The sequence below is a fragment of the Paracoccus sp. KKT209 genome (assembly GCF_055635455.1).
The window spans coordinates 1877658-1897050 of the sequence record NZ_CM145758.1; the positions used below are offsets into that span (position 1 = coordinate 1877658).

22 protein-coding genes are annotated in these 19393 nt (G+C 65.8%); 12 read left to right on the plus strand and 10 right to left on the minus strand.

Features of this window, described 5'->3' with window-relative positions; all coding sequences use genetic code 11:
- Positions 1–34: 34 nt before the first annotated feature.
- Genes betA through betI form a run of 3 tightly spaced genes read right to left on the minus strand, consistent with a single transcriptional unit; the run spans position 35 to position 3697 of the window.
- A complete protein-coding gene (betA, locus tag ACZ2G3_RS09410) occupies positions 35–1690 on the minus strand; it encodes a choline dehydrogenase (protein ID WP_470395552.1) in 1656 nt (551 codons plus the stop codon).
- Positions 1677–3134: a betaine-aldehyde dehydrogenase gene (gene betB / locus ACZ2G3_RS09415; RefSeq protein WP_470395554.1), complete on the minus strand. Its 1458-nt coding sequence runs from the start codon at positions 3132–3134 to the stop codon at positions 1677–1679. The genes betA and betB overlap by 14 nt, the downstream gene beginning before the upstream one ends.
- Positions 3131–3697, minus strand: a complete 567-nt coding sequence (gene betI, locus ACZ2G3_RS09420) for a choline-binding transcriptional repressor BetI (protein WP_470395556.1) — start codon at positions 3695–3697, stop codon at positions 3131–3133. Before betI ends, betB begins: the two co-directional genes overlap by 4 nt.
- An 89-nt stretch (positions 3698–3786) precedes the next feature.
- Here betI and choX point away from each other — a divergent pair, with 89 nt between their 5' ends.
- The 3 genes from choX (at position 3787) to choV (ending at position 6651) form a co-directional block, all read left to right on the plus strand.
- Positions 3787–4728, plus strand: a complete 942-nt coding sequence (gene choX / locus ACZ2G3_RS09425) for a choline ABC transporter substrate-binding protein (protein ID WP_470395557.1) — start codon at positions 3787–3789, stop codon at positions 4726–4728.
- 61 nt (positions 4729–4789) lie between these two features.
- Positions 4790–5638, plus strand: coding sequence for a choline ABC transporter permease subunit (choW, locus tag ACZ2G3_RS09430; protein ID WP_419268133.1), 849 nt, complete (start codon positions 4790–4792; stop codon positions 5636–5638).
- Entirely contained in the window at positions 5635–6651 is a 1017-nt protein-coding gene (choV, locus tag ACZ2G3_RS09435; RefSeq protein ID WP_470395559.1) for a choline ABC transporter ATP-binding protein, read from the plus strand. The genes choW and choV overlap by 4 nt, the downstream gene beginning before the upstream one ends.
- A 15-nt stretch (positions 6652–6666) precedes the next feature.
- Here choV and ACZ2G3_RS09440 read toward each other — a convergent pair whose 3' ends face one another.
- Entirely contained in the window at positions 6667–7521 is an 855-nt protein-coding gene (locus ACZ2G3_RS09440; RefSeq protein ID WP_470395561.1) for an ABC transporter permease, read from the minus strand.
- Positions 7522–7651: 130 nt separating this feature from the next.
- Here ACZ2G3_RS09440 and ACZ2G3_RS09445 point away from each other — a divergent pair, with 130 nt between their 5' ends.
- The 3 genes from ACZ2G3_RS09445 (at position 7652) to ACZ2G3_RS09455 (ending at position 10926) form a co-directional block, all read left to right on the plus strand.
- On the plus strand, positions 7652–8980 hold the full coding sequence (locus ACZ2G3_RS09445) for a KpsE/RkpR family capsule polysaccharide export protein (RefSeq protein WP_470395563.1): 1329 nt from the start codon (positions 7652–7654) through the stop codon (positions 8978–8980).
- Positions 8977–9645 (plus strand): ABC transporter ATP-binding protein, encoded by a 669-nt coding sequence (locus tag ACZ2G3_RS09450; RefSeq protein ID WP_419268129.1) that lies wholly within the window; start codon positions 8977–8979, stop codon positions 9643–9645. The genes ACZ2G3_RS09445 and ACZ2G3_RS09450 overlap by 4 nt, the downstream gene beginning before the upstream one ends.
- Before the next feature lie 105 nt (positions 9646–9750).
- Positions 9751–10926 carry an NAD-dependent epimerase/dehydratase family protein gene (locus ACZ2G3_RS09455; protein WP_419268128.1) on the plus strand — a complete coding sequence of 392 codons (1176 nt, stop codon included), beginning with the start codon at positions 9751–9753 and terminating at the stop codon, positions 10924–10926.
- A gap of 48 nt (positions 10927–10974) precedes the next feature.
- On the opposite strand, the gene ACZ2G3_RS09460 is transcribed toward ACZ2G3_RS09455, so the two are convergent.
- Entirely contained in the window at positions 10975–11358 is a 384-nt protein-coding gene (locus ACZ2G3_RS09460; protein ID WP_419268127.1) for a DUF2147 domain-containing protein, read from the minus strand.
- A 134-nt stretch (positions 11359–11492) separates the two neighbouring features.
- Between ACZ2G3_RS09460 and hisA the strand changes: the two genes are divergently transcribed.
- The 6 genes from hisA (at position 11493) to aat (ending at position 15977) form a co-directional block, all read left to right on the plus strand.
- Positions 11493–12209 carry a 1-(5-phosphoribosyl)-5-[(5-phosphoribosylamino)methylideneamino]imidazole-4-carboxamide isomerase gene (hisA, locus tag ACZ2G3_RS09465; protein ID WP_470395566.1) on the plus strand — a complete coding sequence of 239 codons (717 nt, stop codon included), beginning with the start codon at positions 11493–11495 and terminating at the stop codon, positions 12207–12209.
- 75 nt (positions 12210–12284) lie between these two features.
- Positions 12285–13046, plus strand: coding sequence for an imidazole glycerol phosphate synthase subunit HisF (gene hisF / locus ACZ2G3_RS09470; RefSeq protein ID WP_470395568.1), 762 nt, complete (start codon positions 12285–12287; stop codon positions 13044–13046).
- Positions 13043–13357 (plus strand): phosphoribosyl-ATP diphosphatase, encoded by a 315-nt coding sequence (locus tag ACZ2G3_RS09475; protein ID WP_470395570.1) that lies wholly within the window; start codon positions 13043–13045, stop codon positions 13355–13357. The genes hisF and ACZ2G3_RS09475 overlap by 4 nt, the downstream gene beginning before the upstream one ends.
- Positions 13358–13473: 116 nt before the next feature.
- Positions 13474–13989 (plus strand): acetyl-CoA carboxylase biotin carboxyl carrier protein, encoded by a 516-nt coding sequence (accB, locus tag ACZ2G3_RS09480; RefSeq protein ID WP_470395572.1) that lies wholly within the window; start codon positions 13474–13476, stop codon positions 13987–13989.
- Between the two features lie 4 nt (positions 13990–13993).
- Positions 13994–15340, plus strand: coding sequence for an acetyl-CoA carboxylase biotin carboxylase subunit (accC, locus tag ACZ2G3_RS09485; protein ID WP_470395574.1), 1347 nt, complete (start codon positions 13994–13996; stop codon positions 15338–15340).
- A 58-nt stretch (positions 15341–15398) separates the two neighbouring features.
- A complete protein-coding gene (gene aat / locus ACZ2G3_RS09490; protein WP_470399099.1) occupies positions 15399–15977 on the plus strand; it encodes a leucyl/phenylalanyl-tRNA--protein transferase in 579 nt (192 codons plus the stop codon).
- On the opposite strand, the gene ACZ2G3_RS09495 is transcribed toward aat, so the two are convergent.
- The 5 genes from ACZ2G3_RS09495 to ACZ2G3_RS09515 all read right to left on the minus strand — a co-directional run bounded on the left by ACZ2G3_RS09495 (position 15944) and on the right by ACZ2G3_RS09515 (position 19317).
- Positions 15944–16306, minus strand: a complete 363-nt coding sequence (locus ACZ2G3_RS09495) for a DUF2155 domain-containing protein (protein WP_470395576.1) — start codon at positions 16304–16306, stop codon at positions 15944–15946. The two genes, aat and ACZ2G3_RS09495, sit on opposite strands and share 34 nt — an antisense overlap.
- Positions 16303–16776, minus strand: a complete 474-nt coding sequence (gene mlaD / locus ACZ2G3_RS09500) for an outer membrane lipid asymmetry maintenance protein MlaD (RefSeq protein WP_470395578.1) — start codon at positions 16774–16776, stop codon at positions 16303–16305. The genes ACZ2G3_RS09495 and mlaD overlap by 4 nt, the downstream gene beginning before the upstream one ends.
- A 1-nt stretch (position 16777) precedes the next feature.
- Positions 16778–17152, minus strand: a complete 375-nt coding sequence (locus ACZ2G3_RS09505) for an NADH:ubiquinone oxidoreductase subunit NDUFA12 (RefSeq protein WP_419268118.1) — start codon at positions 17150–17152, stop codon at positions 16778–16780.
- Positions 17153–17260: 108 nt separating this feature from the next.
- Positions 17261–18526: an ATP-dependent Clp protease ATP-binding subunit ClpX gene (gene clpX, locus ACZ2G3_RS09510; RefSeq protein WP_419268117.1), complete on the minus strand. Its 1266-nt coding sequence runs from the start codon at positions 18524–18526 to the stop codon at positions 17261–17263.
- A 158-nt stretch (positions 18527–18684) separates the two neighbouring features.
- Positions 18685–19317, minus strand: a complete 633-nt coding sequence (locus ACZ2G3_RS09515; protein WP_419268116.1) for an ATP-dependent Clp protease proteolytic subunit — start codon at positions 19315–19317, stop codon at positions 18685–18687.
- Positions 19318–19393: the final 76 nt, after the last annotated feature.

Here is a 19393-nt window from a genome sequence, read left to right on the forward strand (position 1 = left end):
AATGGGGCCCGCGGCTGACGCGGGCCCCGGCCTGTCAGGCTGCGGGGTCTTCCCGCAGCATCTGACGGCCCAGGATATGATCGGCCGCCTTTTCGCCCGTCATGATCGACGGGCCGTTGAGATTGCCGTTCGTGATCCGCGGAAAGATCGAACTGTCCGCGACACGCAGCCCCTCGACCCCGATCACGCGCAGTTCGGGGTCCACCACCGCCATCGGGTCACTGGCCGCGCCCATGCGCGCGCTGCCGCAGGGGTGATAGGCCGATTCGGCATGCTCGCGGATGAAGCCGTCGATCTGCTCGTCGGTCTGCAGCGCGTCGCCGGGCTGGATCTCCTCTCCGCGATAGGGGGCAAAGGCGGGCTGGTCAAAGATGCGACGGGTGTGCCGGACGCAGGCCCGGAACTCGGCCCAGTCATCCTCGTGCGACATGTAGTTGAAGCGGATCTCGGGCGCGGCGGCGGCATCGGCGCTGGTGAGGCGGACCGTGCCGCGCGATTTCGACCGCATCGGGCCGACATGGGCCTGGAAGCCGTGTCCCTTGGCCGCGGCTTTGCCGTCATAGCGCACCGCCAGCGGCAGGAAGTGATACTGGATGTCGGGATAATCCACCGCATCGGAGGAGCGGATGAAGCCGCAGCTTTCGAATTGGTTCGACGCACCCAGGCCCGTCTTCTGCAACAGCCACTCGACCCCGACCCTGCCTTTGCCCAGAAGATTGTAATAGGTATAGAGCGTGATCGGCTTCAGCGACTTGTACTGCATGTAGACCTCCAGGTGATCCTGGAGGTTGGCCCCGACGCCGGGCCTGTCGGCGATGGGCGTGATGCCGTGCTGGCGCAGGTGATCGGCAGGACCGATGCCCGACAGCATCAGCAGCTTGGGCGTGTTGATCGTGCTGGCCGAAACGATGACCTCGCGCTTGGCCTCCAGCACCTCCGCACGACCCTTGCGCAGGATTTCAACACCGTAGGCGCGGTTTCCTTGAAACAGGATGCGCTGCGCCAGCCCATGGACCACGGTCAGAAGCCCGGATTTCTTCGCCGGACGAAGATAGGCGTTGGCGGCCGACCAGCGGCGGCCCTTCCAGATGGTGGCCTCCATCGGGCCAAAGCCCTCCTGCTGTTCGCCGTTATAGTCGTCGGTCCGGGGCCAGCCGGCCTGCTGGCCTGCCTGGATGAAGGTGTTGAACAGCGGGTTCTTGCGCTTGCCCCGCGTGATGTGCAGCGGCCCGTCCGTGCCACGCCAGGGCGAGATTTTGGCCCCGGTCGGATCGCCGTGCCAGGTCTCCATCCGCTTGAAATAGGGCAGCACGCCCGCATAGTCCCAGCCCGCTGCACCGCTCTCGGCCCAGTGCTGGTAGTCCATCGGATTGCCGCGCACGAAAACCATGCCGTTGATCGAGGACGACCCCCCGATGACCTTGCCGCGCGGGGTGACCAGCCGCCGGCTGCCCAGATGCGGCTCGGGCTGGCTGGAGAAGCCCCAGTCATAGCGCGACATGTTCATCGGATAGGACAGCGCGCCCGGCATCTGGATGAAGGGGCCGATGTCGCTGCCGCCGAATTCGATCAGGGTGACGCTGCGCCCGGCCTCGGTCAGCCGATAGGCCAGCGCGCAGCCGGCGCTGCCCGCGCCGATGATGACGTAATCGGCGGGCGCGGCGCCGCGCGGCGGTTCAATAGGGCGCATCCACGCCTCCCATTCCGACATAGACGGATTTCAGCTGCGAATAATGCTCGATCGCGGCGGCCGAATTCTCTCGGCCCAGGCCCGACAGCTTGACCCCGCCAAAGGGCATCTCCACCGGGGTCAGGTTGTAGGTGTTGATCCAGCATGTCCCGGCCTCCAGCCGGGCGGTGACCCGATGGGCGCGGGTCAGGTCCTGGGTAAAGACGCCGGCGGCCAAACCAAAGCCGGTGTTGTTGGCACGTTCGATCGCCTCGTCTTCCTCCCGGAAGCTCAGCACCGTCATGACGGGGCCAAAGATCTCGTCCGTCGCAATGGCCATGTCGTCGGTGGCATCGGCAAAGACCGTGGGCGGGACAAAGGCCCCCTCGCCCTCTCCACCGCAGACCAGCCGGGCGCCGACCGCCTGACCGGCCCGGATGGCGGCGCGGATCTTGTCCGCCTGCGTCTGGTTGATGACCGGGCCGTGATTCGTCAGGGGGTCCAGCGGATCCCCCATCCGGACGGATGCCAGGCGCTCGGCCATCCGGGCCAGGAAATCCTCCTTGATGCCCTCCTGCAGGAAGACCCGCGTGCCGTTCGAGCAGATCTGACCCGAGCTGTAGAAGTTCGCCAGGATCGCGGCGCCGACCGCGTCTTCCAGATTGGCGTCATCAAAGACGATCAGCGGCGACTTGCCGCCCAGTTCCATCGTGACGTGGCGCATGCCTTGGGCCGCGGCGGCATAGACGCGGCGCCCGGTGGGCACCGACCCGGTCAGCGACACCTTGGCGACATTCGGGTCGGTGACCAGCGCGGCGCCCACCTCTCCGCGGCCCTGCACCACGTTGAAGACGCCCGGCGGCATGCCGGCCTCAAGAAAGATTTCCGCCAGTTTCAAAGCCCCTAGCGGCGTTTCCTCGGATGGCTTGAAGACCATCGTGTTGCCCATGACCAGGGCCGGGGCAGCCTTCCAGCAGGCGATCTGGCTGGGATAGTTCCAGGCTCCGATGCCCGCGCAGACCCCCAGGGGCTCGCGCCGCGTATAGGCCCAGTCCGTGCCAAGGGGGATCATCTGCCCGGTCAGCGTCGCCGCCAGGCCCGCGAAATATTCCAGCGCAGCGGCCCCCGACGGCCAGTCGGCTACCAGCGTCTCCTGGATCGGCTTGCCGGTATCCAGCGTCTCCAGGCGGGCCAAGTCCCCGTTGCGCTCCAAGATCAGCGCGGCGGCACGAGCAAGGATCCGGCCGCGCTCGACCGGCGCCAGCGCTGCCCATCCGGGCTGCGCCTGACGCGCGACGGCGCAGGCCTCGGCCACCTGCTGGGGCGTGGCTTCCCGCAGGCTGGCGATCGTCGCGCCGGTATAGGCATAGCGCACGGCAAGTTCGGCACCCTGCCCTTCGACATGCTGGCCGCCGATAAAGAGGCTGGCCCGGGGTTGGGCCGAAAACTCTGGGTTCTGGGTCATGCAAGCGCCTCTTCGAGATAGGTCTGGATGATGGTCAGCGCCGCATCGGCATCGGTCGGCCCCGGCGTCAGGACGGCGCGCAGATAGACGCCGTCAATCAGCGCCCCGAGCGTGTCGGCGATTCGTTCGGGCTGCCCGGTCAGGCCGCGCAGCGAAAAGATCAGGTTCGACCGCAGGCGGCGGTGATAGACGCGCAGCAGCCGCCCGGCATTCGGGTTCACCAGCGCCAGGGCATAGAAGTTCAGCCAGGCGCTGACCGTCTCGCGCTGGAAGTTCTGCGGCGCAAAGTTGGCGCGGACGATGCCGTCCAGCCGCGCGCGGCCGTCGTCGCCCCGCAGGACCTCGCGCACCGAATCACCATAGTTGCGCAGGATGAAGCGCATCGCGGCCAGGAATATCTGCTCCTTGGAGCCGAAATAGTGATGCGCCAGCGCCGGGGACATGCCGGCGCGCTTGGCAATCTGCGCAACCGTCACATCCAGCGACCCTGCACGACCCACTTCCTGGATCGCGGCGTTGATTAGTGCAGCCTTTCGAATAGGCTCGGCCCCAAGTTTCGGCATGACGGCACCTGCGCTCTCAAGAAAACGGTTGCTTTATGCTTATCATGTATCTTTAATTGATCAACCAATCAAGAACAGGGAGTCCCAAAATGACCCTTTCCCGCATCGTCGCATCGCTTGCGATCAGCGCCGCCGCCAGCCTGCCCGCCGCCGCGGCCGAACCCGAAGAGTGCCGCAGCGTGGTCTTCTCGGATGTCGGCTGGTCGGACATCACGGCCACCACGGCCCTTGCCTCGATCGTCTTGCAGTCGCTAGGCTACGAGACCGAGACCCGCATCCTGTCGGTGCCGGTGACCTACACCGCCCTGTCGACCGACGATGTCGACGTCTTCCTGGGCAACTGGATGCCCACGATGGAGGCCGATTTCGCGCCCTATCGCGACGCGGGGACGGTGGATACGGTCCGCACGAACCTGACCGGCGCCAAATACACTTTGGCCACCAATCAGGCCGGGGCCGATCTGGGCATCGACGACTTCACCAAGATCGCCGAGCACAAGGAGGCTCTGGACGGCAAGATCTATGCCATCGAGCCCGGCAATGACGGCAACCGCCTGCTGCTGGAGATGGTGGCGATGGACAAGTTCGGCCTGGGCACCTTCGAGGTGGTCGAATCCAGCGAACAGGGGATGCTGGCGCAGGTCAGCCGCGCCGATGGCCGCGACCAGCCGGTGGTCTTCCTGGGCTGGGAGCCGCATCCGATGAACGCGCAGTTCCAGATGACCTACCTGACCGGCGGCGACGAGGTCTTCGGCCCCAACCTGGGCGGGGCCGAGGTGCGCACGAACACCCGCGCCGGCTATGTCGAGGAATGCCCGAATGTCGGCAAGTTCCTGCAGAACCTGGAATTCACGCTGCCGATGGAGAACGAGGTGATGGGTCTGATCCTGAACGACGGGATGGAGCCGCTGGCCGCCGCCCAGGCCTGGCTGAAGGACAACCCCGATGCGGCCACGCCCTGGCTGGTCGATGTGACGACGGTCGATGGAAATGATCCGCAGGCGGCGCTGAACGAGGCGCTGCAACGCTGATCGCTGCGGCGGGGGGCGCGACCCCGCCTTGGCGACGGTTCGGGACAGCAGGGGAACGGCAATGGAACAGATGACCGAATGGGTCACGGACAACAAGATACCGGTCGGACGCACGGCAAAGACTGTGTTCGACTGGCTGAACGCGAATGCGGGGGCGGTCTTTGACGCGATCTCGGTGGCGATGGAGGCGCTGATCGGGGCCGTGCTTGCGGCGCTTGAGGCGCCCCATCCCTTCCTGTTCATCGCGCTGGCGGTCGCGCTGACCTATGCGCTGCAGCGGCGGCTGTCGACCTGCCTGCTCGTGGCGGCGGGCCTTCTGTTCATCCTGAACCAGGGCTACTGGAGCGAGACGCTCCAGTCGCTGACGCTGGTGCTGTCCGCCTGCATCGTCTGCATGGCGGTGGGCGTGCCCATCGGCATCGCCGCCGCCCACCGTCCGCGCCTTTATGCCTGGATGCGGCCGGTCCTGGACCTGATGCAGACGCTGCCGACCTTCGTCTACCTGATCCCGGCGATTGTCTTCTTCGGCATCGGGATGGTGCCGGGCCTGCTGGCGACGGTGATCTTCGTTCTGCCCGCCCCGATTCGGCTGACGCAACTGGGCATCGCCTCGACCCCGCCCGCACTGGTCGAGGCGGCGACCGCCTTTGGCGCCACGCCGCGGCAGCTGCTGTGGAAGGTCGAATTGCCAAGCGCCCTGCCGCAGATCATGGCGGGCCTGAACCAGACCATCATGCTGTCGCTGTCAATGGTCGTCATCGCCGCCCTGGTCGGTGCCTCGGGCCTGGGGGTTCCGGTCGTCCGGGCGCTGAACAGCGTGAACACCTCGCTGGGGTTCGAATCGGGCTTCGTGATCGTCGTCGTCGCCATTCTTCTGGACCGGATGCTGCGCATGGAGAGCCGCAAATGACCGCTGAACGCAATGCCGTCGAATTCGACCGGGTCTGCATCGTATTCGGCGACCACCCCGACCGCGCCCTGCCCCTGATGGACGAGGGGCTGGAGCGGGGTCCCATCAAGATGGAGACCGGCCAGGTGCTGGGGGTCCATGACTGCAGCCTGAACGTTGCCGAAGGCGAGATCCTGGTGCTGATGGGCCTGTCCGGTTCGGGCAAGTCCACCCTGCTGCGGGCCGTGAACGCGCTGAACGACGTCTGCCGGGGCGAGGTCCGCATCCGGCGCGGCGAGCAGATGGTCAGCGTGACCGGCGCCGGCCGCCGGGCGTTGCGCGACATCCGGCTGAGCAGCGTGGCCATGGTGTTCCAGCAGTTCGGCCTGCTGCCCTGGCGCAGCGTGCGCGAGAATGTCGGGCTGGGCCTGGAGCTTGCGGGCATGTCGCCCGCCGAGCGCCGCGACAAGGTCGACCGCCACCTCGAGACGGTGGGACTGTCCGAATGGGCCGACCGCAAGGTGGGAGAACTGTCGGGAGGCATGCAGCAGCGCGTCGGCCTGGCCCGCGCCTTTGCGACCGAGGCGCCGATCCTGCTGATGGACGAGCCCTTCAGCGCGCTGGACCCGCTGATCCGCGCCCGGCTGCAGGACGAGTTGCTGGAGTTGCAGGCCAAGACCGGCCGCACCATCATCTTCGTCAGCCACGACCTGGACGAAGCCTTCAAGCTGGGCAACAGGATCGCGCTGATGGAGGGCGGCCGGATCGTCCAGATCGGCACGGCGCGGCAGATCATCGCCAACCCGGTGAACGGCTATGTCGCGGATTTCGTAGCGCATATGAACCCGCTTGGGGTTCTGACCGCGGAGGATGTCGTCGAGGCCGGAGAGGCCGAGGGCCAGCCCATCCCCCGGGATCTGCCGGTGCGGGCGGTCATGGAGATGCTCTCGGGGCGATCCGCCGTTCCGGTCGAAGGTGGCGGGCGCATCACGCGCGAGGCCGTGCTGGCCCGGCTGATCGATCCGCGCGGCTGAGCGCCGCGCCGGACCTTAGCTGTTCTGCAGATCGCGGTGATAGCGGACCAGCAGGGCCAGCCCCAGGGCAAACAGGGTCAGGCTGAGGCCGAAGACATAGACATAGCTGACATATTCGCCGCCATAGCTGGGATAGAAGGCGCGGCGCATCTGGCCGACCAAATGCACCAGCGGGTTCCACCACAGCCAGTCCTGGTAGGGCTGCGGGATATCGTCAAAGATGAAGAACACGCAGGAGAGGATGAACAGCGGGCGCATCAGGATGCTCCACATGGGCTGCCACCAGCTGATCGTCTCGAAGAGGAAGGAGTTCATCACCCCCATGGCCGACCCCACGGTGATGGCCATGGCCACACCGATGACGATCAGGTCAAACTGGGGGTCGGTGCGCGTCTCCATGAAAAACGAGATGCTGGTGAAGATCAGGAAGGCGACCATGATCTGCGTGACCGCCCCGAAGGCGATCCGCGCCAGCAGCGCATCCACGAAGGTGACCGCCGGATAGGCCAGAAGCGCTGAGGAGTAACGGATCGAGCCCGCCACCTTGTTCGAGATGTCGAGGTAGGCCATGAACGGCACGACCCCCGTCGCATAGAACATCGCGAAGGTCGTGCCCATCGGCGGCGTCCGGAACCCCGCCGAAAAGATCAGCGTCAGCAGAATGACCCCGCCCACCGGCTCGGCGATCGCCCAGAAGTACCCGCCCGAGGATCGCCCGTGGCTGGTCTGCATCTCGCGCAGGATCAGGGCACCGATCGCCCTGAGGCTGGCAAAGCTGCGGTGCTTGCGCACTTCCTTGAGCTTGCGGTCGGGGGCCGGGCCGCGCCGCTGCGGCAGCGGAGCGGGCTGGGGGGCGGAAGGTTGGGGCATCTGGGACATCGGACCGCGCCGCGGGGGCGCCTTCTGCTGGCAGATCCTTGCAGGGATCGGCGCTGGAACTGTTCATCGCGCTTATGTATGAGTGCCGGCAAGAGATCAACAAGACAGGCGGGGTAAGCGCATGTCCGCCCACGACCAGATACCCTCATCGCAGACCCAGCCACCGGCCGAGCCGGCATCCGAGCAGCCCGCGAAGACGGGCCAGATCACGACGACCCCGCAACCGACCCGACAGCCCGCCCCGCGCCCCAAGAAGCCCGGAGCCGCCGGTATGAAGGCGCGTCAACTGAAGTCGCAGCAGATCATCGACGCGTCGATGCAGCACCCGGTGCTGCCGCCCGCCAGCGCCGCCAAGCTGGAACGCCGCCATTATGGCATGGCGATCAGCTTTGTGCTGGTGGTCCTGATCCCGATCCTGGTGTCGGCCTATTACCTCTATGCCAAGGCCGAGGATCAGTATGCGTCCTATGTCGGCTTTTCCGTGCGCAGCGAATCCGCGCCCAGTCCGGCGGACATGCTGGGCGGCCTCGGCTCGCTTGTCGGGGTGACGTCCAGTTCCACCTCGGACACGGACATCCTGTTCAAGTTCATCCAGAGCCGCGACTTGGTCGAGCGGGTGAACGCCCGGCTGGACCTGAGGGCCATCTGGTCCAAGGCGCCGGGCGATCCGATCTTCAGCTATCGCGGAGACGCCTCGCTGGAGGATCTGGTCGCGGAATGGGAACGCAAGGTCAGGATCTACTACGACACCGGGATGATCGACCTGCGCGTGCTGGCCTTTGATCCGCTGGACGCCCAGAACATCGCCAAGGCCATCATGGAAGAAGGTGGCCTTCTGATCAACCAGTTGAACGACATCGCGCGCGAGGACTCCCTGCGCTATTCGCGCGACGAGCTGGAGCGCGCGCAGGAACGCCTGCGGGAGGCCCGGCAGGCGGTGACCGAGTTCCGCAACCGATATCAGCTGGTCGACCCGGTCGCCGATGTCCAGGGGCAGATCGGGGTCGTGACCTCGCTGCAGCAGCAGCTGGCGGAACAGCTGGTCTCGCTTGGCCTCCTGCGCGCCAATGCCCAGCCCAATGACCCGCGGATCAGCCAGACCGAACTGCGCATCGAGGTGATCCGCGAGCAGATCGAGGCCGAGCGCCAGAAGTTCGGCTCGAACAGCACCGAGGCCGCCCTGTCGGACGTGGTCGGGCAGTACGAGATCCTGGCCGTCGATCGCCAGTTCGCCGAGACCAGCTATACCGCTGCCCTTGCCAGCTATGAGACGGCGCGCGCCGAGGCGGTCCGGCAGTCGCGCTATCTGGCAGCCTATATCCGACCGACGCTGGCCCAGGCGGCCGAGTTCCCGCAGCGCGCCAAGCTGCTTTTGATGATCTCGCTGTTCCTGTCGCTGCTCTGGATCATCGGCAGCCTGATCTTCTACAGCCTTCGCGACCGGCGATGATCCACCTTCACAATCTCTGCAAGACCTACACGCTGAACGGCCGCCACAAGGTGGTGGCCGACAACATCAACGCCACCTTTCCCTCGGGCATGTCGATCGCGCTTCTGGGTCGCAACGGGGCGGGAAAGTCCTCGCTGCTGCGGATGATCTCGGGAGCGATGCTGCCGACCTCGGGCAAGATCCTGTCGACCGGCACGATCAGCTGGCCGGTCGGTTTCGCCGGATCCTTCAACGGCGAATTGACCGGCGAGCAGAACTGCCGCTTCGTGGCGCGCGTCTATGGCGTCGACACCGATGAACTCCTGTATTTCGTGGAGGATTTCGCGGAGCTGGGCGACCACTTCCGCCTGCCGCTGCGCAGCTATTCCTCGGGCATGAAGTCGCGGCTGGCCTTTGGGCTGTCGATGGCCGTGCCCTTCGACACCTATCTGGTGGACGAGGTCTCGGCAGTGGGCGACGCCGCCTTCAAGGCCAAGTCGAACCGCGTCTTCAAGGAACGGATGGCCAATGCGGGCGCGATCGTGGTGGCCCATTCGATGGGCATGCTGCGGACGAATTGCGACGCGGGCGCGGTCCTGGAAAACGGCAAGCTGACCTTCTATGCCGATCTGGAAGAGGCGATCGAGGTTCACATGGCCAACATGCAGCAGACGATCTCGGGCTGAGCGCCCTGATGACGTTTTCATGTCGTCTGTGAAACAGGTGCTGGCATGCCGGGGTCTGCCGCATTACACCACCTTCGACGCTGGAACCCTTCCAAAAGGCATAGCATGAAGATCATCGTATTGGGCGGAGACGGTTTTTGCGGATGGCCCACCGCCCTTCACCTGTCGGCCCGCGGGCATGACGTGGTGATCGTGGACAACCTGTCCCGCCGCAAGATCGACGTCGAGCTGGAGGTCACCTCGCTGACCCCCATCCGTCCCTTGGGCGAACGGGTCCGCGCCTGGCAGGACCTGACCGGACACGAGATCCGCGTCGAGAACTTTACCGTCGGCCAGCACTATCACCGCCTGCTGACGCTGCTGCAGCAGGAACGCCCGGACGCGGTCATCCATTTTGCCGAACAGCGGGCCGCTCCTTATTCGATGAAATCCAGCTGGCACAAGCGCTATACCGTCAACAACAACCTGAACGCCACGAATGACGTGCTGGCCGCCATCGTCGAATCCGGCCAGGACATCCACCTGGTGCATCTGGGAACAATGGGCGTCTATGGCTATGGCACTGCGGGCATGAAGATCCCCGAAGGCTATCTGGACGTGCTGGTCGAGACAGAAAGCGGTCCGCACCGGCAGGAGATCCTCTATCCCGCCAATCCCGGCTCGATCTATCACATGACCAAGACGCAGGATCAGCTGTTCTTCTTCTATTACAACAAGAACGACGGCGTCCGGATCACCGACCTGCACCAGGGCATCGTCTGGGGCACCCAGACCGAGGAGACGCGGCTGGACGACCGGCTGATCAACCGGTTCGACTATGACGGCGACTACGGCACGGTGCTGAACCGCTTCCTGATGCAGGCGGCGGTCAACTATCCGCTGACGGTACATGGCACCGGGGGCCAGACGCGCGCCTTCATCCATATCCAGGACACCTGCCGCTGCATCGAGCTGGCCCTGCTGAACCCGCCGGCTGCGGGCGACCGGGTCCAGATCCTGAACCAGATGACCGAGACACACCGCGTCCGCGATCTGGCCCGGATGATCGCCGACCAGACGGGGGCGGAAATCGCCCATCTGCGCAATCCCCGCAAGGAAGCCGACGAGAACGACCTGCACGTCGTCAACGACAGCTTCCTGGGAATGGGCCTGCAGCCGATCAAGCTGGAGGACGGCCTTTTGGCCGAGGTTCAGGAAATCGCCCGCAAATATGCCGACCGCTGCGATCGCGACAAGATCCCCTGCGTGTCGGAATGGCGCCCGCAGCAGGCCGCCGAATGACCAGGGGCCGCGCATACCGGCGCGGCCCCCTTTTCGTCCGTCCGGCTGTTACTGGACCCTGACCCAGGTCTGGCTCTTGCACACAAGCCCGCCTGCCACGCAGCCCGACAGGCTCATCTGCTGGCCCGAGACGCTGGCCTTGCCGGCATAGACCTTGTCATTCGACGGACGCCAGACACGGCCCTGATAGTTGCCGCCGCCCTTGGGTGCCATGTCGATGACGATCTGGCGGCCCAGGTTCGGCGACTTGTATTCCGCCTGGTCCTTGAAGGTCCGGGTGATGGTGCCGCAAAAGGCCCCGCCGCAGGGCGCGACGGTGACATGGGCAAAGCTGCCCTCGTCAGGCTGGGTCTGCCAGACCCCCTCGATCGGGTCGGCCGCGGCCGCACCCGCGGCAAGGCCCAGCACGGCGGCAAGAATGATGTGACGCATGAACGCTCCTCCTCAGGATGGCGCCACATTGCGCGCGCGGCTCCGGCCCCGGCAAGCATGACGTGAGGTCCCTTTACGCGGGCGCACCCCCCGTGGCAAAGGAGGCCCAACTGCCAGCAGCCGGAGCGCGTGACATGATCCTCTACCCCGCCATCGACCTCAAGGACGGCAATTGCGTGCGCCTGCTGCGCGGCGACATGGAGGCTGCGACGGTCTTTGGCACCGACCCCGCGGCCCAGGCCCGGGCCTTTCAGGACGCCGGGGCCGAATGGCTGCACCTGGTGGACCTGAACGGCGCCTTCGAAGGCAAGCCCGTCAATGCCGGCGCGGTCGAGGCGATCCTGAAGTCTATCGACATCCCGGCGCAGCTGGGTGGGGGCATCCGCGACATGGCGACGATCGAAAGCTGGCTGGACCGGGGCCTGACGCGGGTCATCCTGGGCACCGTCGCGGTCGAGAACCCCGACCTGGTGCACGAGGCCGCCGCGGCCTTTCCGGGCCGGATCGCCGTGGGCATCGATGCGCGGGCCGGGCGGGTCGCGACGCGGGGCTGGGCGACCGAGACCGACATCACGGCAACCGACCTGGCCCGCCGCTTCCAGGACGCGGGCGTCACGGCCATCATCTATACCGACATCGACCGCGACGGCGCGATGGGCGGGCCGAACGTCACCGCCACCGAAGCGCTGGCACGCGCCGTCTCGATCCCGGTGATCGCCTCGGGCGGTGTCGCTTCGCTGGCCGACCTGCAGGCCTTGGCCGACACGCGCGTCATCGCGGGCGCGATCTCAGGGCGGGCGCTGTACGACGGGGCGCTGGATCTGCGCGAAGCCCTGGCCGCGCTGGCCTGATCCGGCCTGCACGCTCTGGCCCCGTGGCCGGGCCTGCGCTAGAAGACCCCAAAAGCCCCAGAAAAGGCGCATCCGATGCTCAAGACCCGCATCATCCCCTGCCTCGACGTGGCCGATGGCCGCGTCGTGAAAGGTGTCAATTTCGTGGACCTGATCGATGCCGGCGACCCGGTCGAGGCTGCCCGCGCCTATGACGCGGCCGGCGCGGACGAGATCTGCTTTCTGGACATCCACGCCACCCACGAGAACCGCGGCACCATGTTCGACCTGGTCACGCGCACGGCCGAACAGTGCTTTGTGCCGCTGACGGTGGGCGGCGGCGTGCGCAGCCACAATGACGTGCGCGCGCTGCTGCTGGCGGGGGCCGACAAGGTCAGCTTCAATTCGGCCGCGGTCGCGGACCCCGATGTCGTGGCCGCCGCCGCCGACCGCTTTGGCAGCCAGTGCATCGTCGTGGCCATCGACGCCAAGACCGTGGCCGATGGCCGCTGGGAGATTTTCACCCATGGCGGGCGCAAGTCGACCGGCATCGACGCCGTCGAATTCGCCCGCACCGTCGAGGCCAAGGGCGCCGGAGAGATCCTGCTGACCTCCATGGATCGGGACGGGACGCGCGCGGGCTTCAACCTGCCGCTGACGCGCGCGATCGCTGATGCGGTCAGCGTGCCGGTCATCGCATCGGGCGGCGTGGGAACGCTGGATCATCTGGTCGAGGGCGTGACAGAGGGCCATGCCAGCGCCGTGCTGGCCGCCTCGATCTTTCATTTCGGCACCCATACCATCGCCGAGGCCAAGGCCCATATGGCCGCCGCCGGCATCCCGATGAGGCTGACATGAGCGCGCTGACCCGTCTTGCCGCCACGGTCGAGTCCCGCAAGTCGGCCGATCCCGACAGCAGCTGGACCGCAAAGCTGCTGGCCAAGGGTCCCGAAAAGTGCGCCGAAAAGTTTGGCGAGGAGGCCATCGAAGCCATCATCGAGGCCGTCAAGGGCGACCGGGCCAAGCTGACCTCCGAGGCGGCCGATGTCCTGTTCCATCTGCTGGTCATGCTGGCCGCCCGCGACGTGTCGCTGGCCGATGTGGAGGCCGAGCTTGCGCGCCGCGAGGGCATCTCGGGGCTGCAGGAAAAGGCATCGCGCCCGGAATAACCGCGCGGGCGCCCCGCCTGCGCGCCAGACCCTTCCCCTCGGGCCGCCGGAAAGGCTATAAGCCCTGCAATCGCCGCGCCCGCACGCGGCCCGACAAGAAGATCTCAGAGGACGGCATGAGCAACGAATCCAACCCCGGCAAGCATCACGACGGCGACGTGGCCTTCATCCAGTCGCTGGCCCAGCTGCTGAACGACAGCGAGTTGAACGAGATCTCGGTCAAGCGGGAATATGGCGAACATGACCGCCTGACCGTCAGCCTGTCCAAGCAGGGCAAGCAGGTCGTCTATGCCCAGGCCCCTGCCGCGATGGCCGCCCCCGCCGCCCAGGCTCCTGCCGCCGCATCCGCGCCTGCCGCCGCGTCCGTCCCTGCGCTGAGCGAAGATCCGGCCAGCCTGCCGGGGGCTGTCACCTCGCCCATGGTGGGCACGGCCTATCTGTCGGCCGAGCCCGGTGCCGCGCCCTTCGTCACCGTCGGCGCGACCGTGGCCGAGGGCGACACGCTGATGATCGTCGAGGCGATGAAGACCATGAACCACATCCCCGCCCCGCGCGCCGGCACCGTCCGTCGCATCCTGGTCGAGGACGGCAATCCGGTCGAATTCGGTTCGCCCCTGATGATCGTCGAGTAAGCCCATGTTCGACAAGATCCTCATCGCCAACCGGGGCGAGATCGCGCTGCGCGTGATCCGGGCCTGCCGCGAGATGGGCATTGCCTCGGTCGCCGTCCATTCGACCGCCGATGCCGATGCGATGCATGTCCGCATGGCCGACGAATCGGTTTGCATCGGCCCGCCCTCGTCCGCGCAAAGCTATCTCTCGATGCCCGCGCTGATCTCGGCCTGCGAGATCACGGGCGCGCAGGCGATCCATCCGGGCTATGGCTTCCTGTCCGAGAACGCCGGCTTCGTTCAGATGCTGGAAGATCACGACATCACCTTCATCGGCCCGCGCGCGGAACATATCCGCATCATGGGCGACAAGATCACCGCCAAGGACACGATGAAGGCGCTTGGCGTCCCCTGCGTGCCCGGCAGCGACGGCGGCGTGAACGAGGTTGACGAGGCCAAGCGTGTGGCGGCCGCGATCGGCTATCCGGTCATCATCAAGGCCACGGCGGGTGGCGGCGGGCGCGGCATGAAGGTCGCCCAGGACGAGACGGGCCTGGAGGTCGCGTTCCGCACCGCGCGCGCCGAAGCCAAGGCCGCCTTCGGCAACCCCGACGTCTATATCGAGAAATACCTGCAGCGTCCCCGCCACATCGAGATCCAGGTCTTTGGCGACGGCAAGGGCCGCGCGGTTCATCTGGGCGAACGCGACTGTTCGCTGCAGCGCCGCCACCAGAAGGTGCTGGAGGAGGCGCCCGGGCCCGTCATCACCGCCGAGGAGCGCGCCCGCATCGGCAAGGTCTGCGCCGATGCCGTGGCCAAGATCGGCTATGCCGGGGCCGGCACGATCGAATTCCTCTACGAGGACGGAGAGTTCTACTTCATCGAGATGAACACCCGCCTGCAGGTCGAACATCCGGTCACCGAGGCGATCTTCGGCGTCGACCTGGTCCGCCAGCAGATCCGCGTGGCCGCCGGCCTGCCGATGGAGTTCCACCAGGAAGACCTGGTGATCAACGGCCATTCGATCGAGGTGCGGATCAACGCCGAAAAGGTCCCGAACTTTTCACCCTGCCCGGGCAAGATCACCCAGTACCACGCCCCCGGCGGCCTTGGGGTCCGGATGGATTCGGCGCTGTATCAGGGCTATTCGATCCCGCCCTATTACGACAGCCTGATCGGCAAGCTGATCGTGCATGGCCGCGACCGTGACGAGGCGCTGGCGCGCCTGTCGCGCGCCCTGGGCGAACTGATCGTCGACGGGGTGGACACCACCGTGCCTCTGTTCCGGGCGCTGCTGGACGAGCCCGACATCCAGTCGGGGACCTACTCGATCCACTGGCTGGAGCGTTGGCTGGACAGCCATTACGCCTGAGGCGCCGGTGTTGAGCCCCGCGCAATTGCTGACCGGCTATGCGCGCGGGGTCTTTCCCATGGCCGAAAGCGCGGATGACGACCGGCTCTACTGGTTTGATCCGCAGCTGCGGGGTGTCATCCCCGTGGGTGGCGTCCACGCATCGCGCTCCCTGCTGCGGGACCTGAGGCGGGGCGACTGGTCCGCGCATCTGGACGGCGATTTTTGCGCCGTGGTGGCGGCCTGCGCGGATCGCGGGACCACCTGGATCAATGCCGAACTGTCCGACCTTTATACCCAGCTGCATGTCGCGGGTCATGCGCATGCCATCGAGGTCCGCCACGACGGCCGATTTGCCGGCGGAATCTTTGGGGTGACGCTAGGCTCTGCGTTCTTCGGCGAATCCATGGTCTCGGCGCGCACCAGCGGTTCCAAGATGGCGCTATTATGGGCTTCGGATCACCTTGCGCGCTGCGGCTTCACCCTTTTCGACACGCAGTTCCTGACACCCCATCTGGCGCGGATGGGCGGAGTCGAGGTGACGCGGGCGGTCTATCGGCAAAGCCTGTCGCGGGCGCTCCGCAGAAAGGCGGATTTCACTGCACATCCGCTGGCCTCCGACCTTCAGCTTTGGCAGGCCATGACCCACACGTCATAGCGCGCGTCGTCCAGGGCCGACAGCGCCGGAGCGCTGGCGATCATCCAGCCGCTGAAGATGGTGGTGTTCTGGCGCAGATCGGTGATCGTGAGTTGGGCAAAGGCGTCAGAACTCTGGTCCCCCGCCGGAAAACGGCATTCCCCCAGGCGCAGTTCCAGCCGCCCATAGCGCAATGCCTCACCCACGCGCAGCGGCAGGTCGGTCGTGCGCCCTGAAACCTTGTCGAGACCTCTCAGCAGCGCCCCGCCGGCGCGTAGCGTGTCTTGGGCCGCCGCCGGCACGGCAAGGACGAACACACAGAGCAGCGCGCGAAGGGTGCGCGCGTTCATGGTTCCTTGTCCTGGGACTGGCTGTCCACGAACTTGAGCATCAGTTGCAGCAGACTGACCGCCCCTTGCACATCCTCGATCTCGTCGCCGGGGGCCAGATTGTCAGGACTGCCGCCAGGTTGCAGCTGGATATAGGCGCCGCCCAGCAGGCCGTCCGACTGGATCAAGGCGGCGCTGTCGGCGGGCAGCAGGATCCCGTCCGGGATCTGCAGCACCGCATCTGCCATATAGGTCTGAGGGTTCAGCTGGACATCGCTGACGCGCCCGATCTTGACCCCGGCCAAACGCACTTCGGTCCCGACGCTGACGCCGTCCACGTCCGGAAATGAGGCCGTGACCTGATAGCCCCCGGTTCCCGACCAATCACCTTTGGCCGCCCAAGTCAGGAACCCAACAGCAACAGCCAGAACCAGCGCACCGGCCCAGAGTTCGGCCCGGGCTTCGCCATGGTGCCCGCCGGCAACGGCCATGTTATTCAGGCTGCCATGCATCGTAGTCGCGTCGAGCGACAGGCTGCACGCGGTTCAGCGACCCGGCCGGAACATAGGCTTCGGACGTCCCGGTCAGGTTCGGCTTGTGAGGCTTTTCCCAGACCTTGTGCGGCAGCGGGGCCTCAGTCGGGGGTTCGTTCCAGGTGTGGTGCAGCCAGCCGTGCCATTCGGGGCTGATCTGGCTGGCCTCTGCCTCGGCCTTGTAGATCACCCAGCGGCGCGCGCCGTCCTTGGACTGATAGAACAGGTTTCCCGCACCATCTTCACCAACCTTCACGCCATTGCGCCAGGTCCAGAACTGGGTGTTGAGCGTCTGGCTGTTCCACCAGGTCAAGCTGCGCAGCAGGAACGACATCGACAGGCCCTCATCGATCAGATTTCTTCGAGGATATGCACCAGATTGGCGCACGGGTCCAGCCTTGGAAGACCGGACCCGATGACACGGCGCAGCATCATTCCCGGCTTAACCGGCCGAGGCGCTGCCCTTCTTGGCATCCGTATGGATCAGCAGCGGCTTGACCGAGGCGTTCTCGACCGCATCCTCGTTCACCACGACCTCCTCGACGCTGTCCAGGCCGGGAAGCTCGAACATGGTGTCCAGCAGGATCTCTTCCATGATGGACCGCAGACCACGGGCACCTGTCTTGCGCTTGATAGCGCGCTTGGCGATGGCGGTCAGCGCGTCCTCGGTGAAGGTCAGTTGCACGCCTTCCAGATCGAACAGGCGCTGATACTGCTTGACCAGGGCGTTCTTCGGCTTGGTCAGAATGATGATCAGCGCTTCCTCGTCCAGATCAGTCAGCGTGGCGATCACCGGCAGGCGGCCGACGAATTCCGGGATCAGGCCGAACTTCAACAGGTCCTCGGGCTCAAGCTCCTTGAACGTCTCGCCGACGCCCTTGTCGCTGTTCTCCTTGACGCTGGCGCCAAAGCCCATCGCGGTGCCCTTGTTGCGCTGCGAGATGATCCGGTCGAGACCCGCGAAGGCGCCCCCGCAGATGAACAGGATGTTGGTCGTGTCCACCTGCAGGAATTCCTGCTGCGGATGCTTGCGACCCCCTTGGGGCGGAACGCTGGCAACCGTGCCCTCCATGATCTTCAGCAGGGCCTGCTGCACGCCCTCGCCCGACACGTCGCGGGTGATCGAGGGGTTGTCGGACTTGCGCGTGATCTTGTCGACCTCGTCGATATAGACGATGCCGCGCTGCGCGCGTTCCACGTTGTATTCGCTGGCCTGCAGCAGCTTGAGGATGATGTTCTCGACATCCTCGCCGACATAGCCGGCCTCGGTCAGGGTGGTGGCATCGGCCATCGTGAATGGCACATCCAGGATCCGCGCCAGGGTCTGGGCCAGCAGCGTCTTGCCGCAACCGGTGGGGCCGATCAGCAGGATGTTCGACTTGGCCAGCTCGATATCGGTCTTGGATCCGTGGTTGAGGCGCTTGTAGTGGTTGTGCACCGCGACCGACAGAACCCGCTTGGCGTGCTCCTGACCGATCACGTAATCGTCCAGCACGCCGCAGATCTCGCGCGGGGTCGGCACGCCATCGCCGGATTTCAGGCCGCTCGTCTTGGTTTCCTCGCGGATGATGTCCATGCACAGTTCGACGCATTCATCGCAGATGAACACGGTCGGTCCTGCAATGAGCTTGCGGACCTCGTGCTGGCTCTTGCCGCAGAAGCTGCAATAGAGCGTGTTCTTGCTGTCGCCGCCGGACTGGTTGGCCATCGTCCATTTCCTTCACTACCGCCGCACGTCCTGCGCTGCGGGCGACGGCGGGCACCTGACCGCACGTCGCATCTTCGGATCTCCCGAGGCGGATCGGCCGCCCCGAGCAGTTCAGTCATGTTACGAGCCCGCCGGGTCCGTCACAATCCCCAACGGGGCTATTTCTTCTCGGGTTCCGCCTTGCCGCGCGGCTTCAGCACCTCGTCGATCAGGCCCCATTCCTGTGCCTCGTCCGGACCCATGAAGCGGTCGCGCTCCAGCGCCTGTTCGACCTCGTCCAGGGTGCGGCCGGTATGGTTCACGTAGATCTCGTTGAGGCGGCGCTTCAGCTTCTCGGTTTCGCGCGCATGGATCAGGATATCGGTCGCCTGGCCCTGGTATCCGCCCGAGGGCTGGTGGACCATCACGCGGCTGTTGGGCAGCGAGTAGCGCAGTCCCTTTTCCCCCGCGGCCAGCAGCAGCGACCCCATGGAGGCCGCCTGCCCCACCACCAGCGTCGAGACGCGGGGGCGGATGTACTGCATCGTGTCATAGATCGACAGGCCCGAGGTCACGACGCCGCCGGGGCTGTTGATGTACATGCTGATATCCTTGGACGGGTTCTCCGCCTCCAGGAACAGCAGCTGGGCGCAGATCAGCGTGGACATCCCGTCATGGACCGGGCCCGAGACGAAGATGATCCGTTCCTTCAGCAGCCGCGAGAAGATGTCATAGGCCCGTTCCCCACGCGAGGTCTGTTCGACCACCATGGGAACGAGGGTGTTCATGTAGAATTCTGCCGGATCGCTCATCTTCTGTCCTTGCTGTCTGTCCCTGTCCCCGCGATTCGTCCGGGCCTGAACCCCTGTCTTAGCCGCGATAGGTTGA

Coding starts and splice junctions, on each gene's coding strand:
- betA (WP_470395552.1), bottom strand. CDS start 1,690: ATGCGCCCTATTGAACCGCCGCGCGGCGCCGCGCCCGCCGATTACGTC.
- betB (WP_470395554.1), bottom strand. CDS start 3,134: ATGACCCAGAACCCAGAGTTTTCGGCCCAACCCCGGGCCAGCCTCTTT.
- betI (WP_470395556.1), bottom strand. CDS start 3,697: ATGCCGAAACTTGGGGCCGAGCCTATTCGAAAGGCTGCACTAATCAAC.
- choX (WP_470395557.1), top strand. CDS start 3,787: ATGACCCTTTCCCGCATCGTCGCATCGCTTGCGATCAGCGCCGCCGCC.
- choW (WP_419268133.1), top strand. CDS start 4,790: ATGGAACAGATGACCGAATGGGTCACGGACAACAAGATACCGGTCGGA.
- choV (WP_470395559.1), top strand. CDS start 5,635: ATGACCGCTGAACGCAATGCCGTCGAATTCGACCGGGTCTGCATCGTA.
- ACZ2G3_RS09440 (WP_470395561.1), bottom strand. CDS start 7,521: ATGCCCCAACCTTCCGCCCCCCAGCCCGCTCCGCTGCCGCAGCGGCGC.
- ACZ2G3_RS09445 (WP_470395563.1), top strand. CDS start 7,652: ATGTCCGCCCACGACCAGATACCCTCATCGCAGACCCAGCCACCGGCC.
- ACZ2G3_RS09450 (WP_419268129.1), top strand. CDS start 8,977: ATGATCCACCTTCACAATCTCTGCAAGACCTACACGCTGAACGGCCGC.
- ACZ2G3_RS09455 (WP_419268128.1), top strand. CDS start 9,751: ATGAAGATCATCGTATTGGGCGGAGACGGTTTTTGCGGATGGCCCACC.
- ACZ2G3_RS09460 (WP_419268127.1), bottom strand. CDS start 11,358: ATGCGTCACATCATTCTTGCCGCCGTGCTGGGCCTTGCCGCGGGTGCG.
- hisA (WP_470395566.1), top strand. CDS start 11,493: ATGATCCTCTACCCCGCCATCGACCTCAAGGACGGCAATTGCGTGCGC.
- hisF (WP_470395568.1), top strand. CDS start 12,285: ATGCTCAAGACCCGCATCATCCCCTGCCTCGACGTGGCCGATGGCCGC.
- ACZ2G3_RS09475 (WP_470395570.1), top strand. CDS start 13,043: ATGAGCGCGCTGACCCGTCTTGCCGCCACGGTCGAGTCCCGCAAGTCG.
- accB (WP_470395572.1), top strand. CDS start 13,474: ATGAGCAACGAATCCAACCCCGGCAAGCATCACGACGGCGACGTGGCC.
- accC (WP_470395574.1), top strand. CDS start 13,994: ATGTTCGACAAGATCCTCATCGCCAACCGGGGCGAGATCGCGCTGCGC.
- aat (WP_470399099.1), top strand. CDS start 15,399: ATGGCCGAAAGCGCGGATGACGACCGGCTCTACTGGTTTGATCCGCAG.
- ACZ2G3_RS09495 (WP_470395576.1), bottom strand. CDS start 16,306: ATGAACGCGCGCACCCTTCGCGCGCTGCTCTGTGTGTTCGTCCTTGCC.
- mlaD (WP_470395578.1), bottom strand. CDS start 16,776: ATGGCCGTTGCCGGCGGGCACCATGGCGAAGCCCGGGCCGAACTCTGG.
- ACZ2G3_RS09505 (WP_419268118.1), bottom strand. CDS start 17,152: ATGTCGTTCCTGCTGCGCAGCTTGACCTGGTGGAACAGCCAGACGCTC.
- clpX (WP_419268117.1), bottom strand. CDS start 18,526: ATGGCCAACCAGTCCGGCGGCGACAGCAAGAACACGCTCTATTGCAGC.
- ACZ2G3_RS09515 (WP_419268116.1), bottom strand. CDS start 19,317: ATGAGCGATCCGGCAGAATTCTACATGAACACCCTCGTTCCCATGGTG.